The 4,237-nt window shown below is 68.8% G+C and carries 5 protein-coding genes; 2 read left to right on the top strand and 3 right to left on the bottom strand.

Annotated elements, in window-relative coordinates; translation table 11 throughout:
* Positions 1–57: 57 nt before the first annotated feature.
* A complete protein-coding gene (locus tag KILIM_RS21580) occupies positions 58–783 on the bottom strand; it encodes an HNH endonuclease (protein ID WP_006594888.1) in 726 nt (241 codons plus the stop codon).
* 79 nt (positions 784–862) lie between these two features.
* Positions 863–1,351, bottom strand: a complete 489-nt coding sequence (locus KILIM_RS21575; RefSeq protein WP_006594887.1) for a hypothetical protein — start codon at positions 1,349–1,351, stop codon at positions 863–865.
* Positions 1,352–1,751: 400 nt separating this feature from the next.
* On the opposite strand from KILIM_RS21575, the gene KILIM_RS21570 reads away from it, so the two are divergent.
* The gene (locus KILIM_RS21570) at positions 1,752–2,828 is read left to right on the top strand and encodes a glycosyltransferase (RefSeq protein ID WP_006594886.1); all 1,077 of its coding nucleotides are present in this window, start codon (positions 1,752–1,754) and stop codon (positions 2,826–2,828) included.
* A gap of 35 nt (positions 2,829–2,863) precedes the next feature.
* On the opposite strand, the gene KILIM_RS21565 is transcribed toward KILIM_RS21570, so the two are convergent.
* Entirely contained in the window at positions 2,864–3,625 is a 762-nt protein-coding gene (locus KILIM_RS21565) for an SDR family oxidoreductase (protein ID WP_006594885.1), read from the bottom strand.
* A 305-nt stretch (positions 3,626–3,930) separates the two neighbouring features.
* Between KILIM_RS21565 and KILIM_RS21560 the strand changes: the two genes are divergently transcribed.
* A partial coding sequence (locus tag KILIM_RS21560; protein ID WP_006594884.1) for a hypothetical protein occupies positions 3,931–4,237 on the top strand: 307 nt, incomplete at its 3' end.

The raw sequence follows: 4,237 nt of genomic DNA, 5'->3' as shown, positions 1-4,237 counted from the left end.
CCCCAGTCGGTGTAGGGGTCCCTCGCTCGCAAGCGGCCGCTGAACCCGCGTGCCCAGTCAGCCGGCTCGCCGCACCACATCCTGCAGTTCTTCAGGGGTCAGCCACGGCATTCGCCGATGAATCATCCGGTGACAGTTCGAACACAACAACGCGAGGTCGGCCAGTCGGGTCATGGTCTCTCCGGAGGCGTGCAGCGGCACGAGGTGATGCACCTCGATATAGCCGTCCCCGACATCGCCGTAAGTGGCCCCGAAGTTGAAGTCGCACACCTCGCAGGTCAGCGCACCGTGGCCGCGTAGCACCGCCTCGATCTTGGCCGCCCGCAGCTTCGGATCCCGCTCGCGCCGTAGATGGCTGACGAGTTCCGTGCGACCCTCGTGGGCTTCGAGCGGGATGTCGAGGTCAGGGGTCTCGACGGCGTCGGCGACGTCCCGCTCCCACTGGCATCGCTGCGTCGCCGCGATGCGCGCCAAGTCGTCGCCATTCGTGGCGAAGGCCTCGGCGACTCTGAGGGTTGTCACGCCACCGCGTGTACGCGATCCCGTGTAGTCGGGGTGCGTCGTTCGGATATCGGTCATCTTGCGTCGGACGCTGGCCGGGCTGCGGAACTTCGGATCCTCTGCCGCCTGATCGCGATGCTCGGGAAGCGCCCGTAGCAAGGCGCTCAAGGCCAAGACATCAGGATCGTGCTCGCGCACGTCTCGCCATCCGTGACGGCGCACGATGTCGGCGGCGACGATGATCTCGTCCTCCGTCCACGCATCCGCACGCCGTGTGGCCACGACAGTCATCGTAAGTGCAGCGCCGTCGTCAGCGCGGCGATGGGCGCTGAACGATAGGCAACCAGAAGCGAACTCGCGCTCACTGTGTCGGGAAGTGCGCGGCGATTGCCTCCGGGGTCCGCTCGTGCGGCTCCCACACCTCCAAGACGCTCCAGCGGTCGTCGGCGCCGATACTCGCCGCGAGCGCATCCCGCACGGCGGCCCCATCAAGTTCTGGGGACCACGCTGTGACGAAGAGCCCTGGGGCGGTCTCGATCGCGACTGCTCCCCGCTCACCCCAGGCTTGCGCGACCGTGCGGGCGGACATCGCCGCAACGGTCGGCTCGTACGTCACAACTGCGCGCACGTGTGGACCGGCGGCAGCCAGCGCACGAACGGAGTAGCCCCCGTCAGGGGGCGGCACCGCCCGGACGGAGTCTCCCCAGGTCAGCGGGGTCCACACCGAGCTCGTCACGAGCTTGAAGAAGCTGTCTCCGACCGGCAGGGACAGCAGCGGAACGCCGAGCAGGCACTCGGGCAGTGCGTCACCGGCGGCGGGGAGCCACAGCTCCACCGGTGCGTTGTCCATGCCCGCGATTCTGGCAGGGCCAACCCGTCTCGCGCCGGCTCGAATTTGGCCTGTGGACAGGCGTGACCCATGTGGACGAACGATGCCGGGAATCGCCGGCCATTTGACCACGGCCATGCCCGGAGGGGCGTCGCATCGTCCACGAGGCCCGGTCCGGGTGATCGAGGAGTCATGCCTCGTTTCTGCGTATTCGGAGCCCCGGGGTCGTCGCTACGGCTCGCGAGCAGCCCACCTAGAGCGCGATCAATGCACAGAAAGCTGTGACAAGTAAAGGCCCGCCCTGCATCAATTGCGTTGTGGAGGCTCCAGGCTCGGCCGGGTCTCGCGAACTGGCTCGGTCATCGAGGTTGCCAGCGCATCGGTCTTCCCGCTGACGTCGTGCCGGATCAGAATGAACCCCGTGCGCATCTTGTTCGCCGCCCTGCCGGCGTATGGTCATGTCCTGCCGTTGGCGCCGCTCGCGTTGGCCGCCCAGGAGGCGGGGCATCAGGTCGAGTTCGCTGCGAGTGCTGAGTTCGCCGGCCGGTTGCCGGGTGAAGTTGTCAACAGTGTGGCCGACGGCGTGGACCTCCAGCGTGTCGAACGCGAGGCTGCCTCCGAGGTCACAGACCCTCAGGACCCGTTGGCGTGGCCCAGGGCCATCTTCGGGGTGGTCACGCCCCGCTACGTCGTACCGACCTTGCGTGCCCACTGGTCTGCGACGGGACTGCCGGATCTGGTGGTCCACGAGGGCATGAACGTCGGGGCCGGGATCGCTGCCGCCGAAGCAGGAGTGCGGGCGGTGGCTTTCAACATCTCGTTGATGCCGCCTGCCTTCGTGCGTGATCTCGTCCGTGGCGAGATGGGCTACCCCACTGACACGACGATCGACCCCCGCCCGGCGTCGTGGTGTCGCGATGATCCTCCCGGTGGCCGAATCCCGATCCGGACAGTGGCCTGGTCGGACGCCACGGCTGCGCGTCCCACGTGGCCGGACGAGTCACGCGACGGGCCCACGGCGTTCGTCACACTGGGCACGGTCTCCTTCGGTGCCGTCGAGGTACTGCGTAGGTCTGTGCTCGAGACCGCGGACGTATGCACGCGGGTGGTGGTGGCAGGGCCCGGAGCAGACTTCGATCGTCTGGGCTCGCTACCCGAGCACGTGCATCTGGAACGTCTGGTGGATCAGCCCTATGTGCTCAAGAACGCCGATGTCGCCATTCATCACGGGGGGACGGGCACCGTGCTCGCCTGTTTGGAGCATGGCGTGCCGCAGGTGATCACACCCCAAGGGGCCGACCAGTTCCCGAACGCCGACCTCCTCGTTCAACGGGGCCTGGCCCGCCTGGTTCCCAACGTTGCCTCCGCAGGAGCGTGCAGTGCCGCGATCGTGAGCGTCCTGGAGGACGGCGACCTGCGAGAGCGCGTCGATTCGGTACGTCGGGAGATCGCTCAGATGCCGACTCCCGATGAGGTCTTGCGGATGTTGACGGGCTGAGTCGCAGTCTGACGAGCCTCGGCCCCTCGGTTGCGTCACCCCAACGTCTCGAGCCAATCCTCGAAGCGCCGCCCGTCGATGGTGGCGCGCGGCCCTGGCAGGAGGCCGCCAGTCCGAAGCGCCCTGGCGGGCATGGGAACCCGGACGACTCTCGCGCTGGGTTCGATGACCCGAGCCAGACGAAGGGCCATGCCGGCGCTGTCCCACTGCTCCGGTCCGGCGAGTTCGGCGACGGCCACACGGTCGGGCGCGGGACCGCAGGCGATCGCGGTGACAAACTCGGCCGCCGCGTCGGTGTGCACCGGTTGGCAGCGCATCGCCGGCACGATCGCGACGGGCCCGACGCGCACCTGATGCAGGAAGGTCCGGGCCAGGTCGAACCACTGCGTCGTCAAGGCGAGCGTGACGGGCACGTCGGCGCTCCGATAGACGGCTTCCTGGGCGGCCTTCCCGGCGTAGTAGCCGAGCGCTCCCGAGACGGCGGGGTCGGCTGCGCCGACGATCGACAAGCAGACGATGTGCCCGACGCCCGCCTCTTGCGCGGCGCGCGAGACGTTCCGCGCTCCCGACCCGAGCACGTCGACGGCCCGGCGTCGCGAGAGGGTCTCCACGTTGATCGCGTCGACCACAACGTCCGCACCGGCGAGGGCGCCCTCGAGGCTGCGCCGATCGGCCACGTCGACCCCGCTGGAGCGCGACGCTCGCACGACGTCATGGCCTCGGTCGCTCAGGCGATCCGCGACCCGGCGACCCATCGTGCCCGTGCCACCGAGAACGACGATGCGCAGTGGGGTCATGGTCCCCATTCAAGCCGCAGGGGGCTCCGGACCGCCATCGGAGCCCGGTGTCCCGGTGAGCGGAGCCGGTGCCCTCACCCGATCGCCATGACGTGGGTCGCTGGATGTCGTCCCTGGCCTATCCGCCGCCGAGAGGGAGAAGCGGCGGCGCGTCGGGACTCCGCTTCTCGATGACCGGATCGCGCTTGGCAATTCTGATCTGTCCGAGGGAAATTCCGCGGCCCGATGGCTGCCATGAGCAAGCCCGATCGGCTCCCGCCGCCTACAGTGACCGAAGCCCACCACCGCCAGACCTGGAGGCGACGATGCCCCGACCGATCCTGCGAGTCCTCTCCACCGCGGCCTGCGCCGCCTTGGTCGGAACCACCGCAACGGCGACCCCCGCAAGCGCCACGGAGCTGGTCACCACAGAGCTGGTCGCCGCAGCGCGAGCCGCCGCAGACGCCGCCAGCTGCGCGAGCCTGCAGGGCACCAAGATCCCGGCCAAGAGCATCGGCCTGTCCACCCGAGGCGCCACCCTCACTGCGGCAACGCAGCTGACCACCCCCACCACCGGCTCCTATTGCCAAGTGACCGGCGAGATCCACCCGGTCGACCGCACTGCGCCGGCGT

This window comes from Kineosphaera limosa NBRC 100340 (assembly GCF_000298215.1).
GTDB classification, from domain to species: Bacteria; Actinomycetota; Actinomycetes; order Actinomycetales; family Dermatophilaceae; genus Kineosphaera; species Kineosphaera limosa.
The sequence above is the reverse complement of the archived record's forward strand: the minus strand, read 5'-3'. Positions and strand labels throughout refer to the sequence as shown.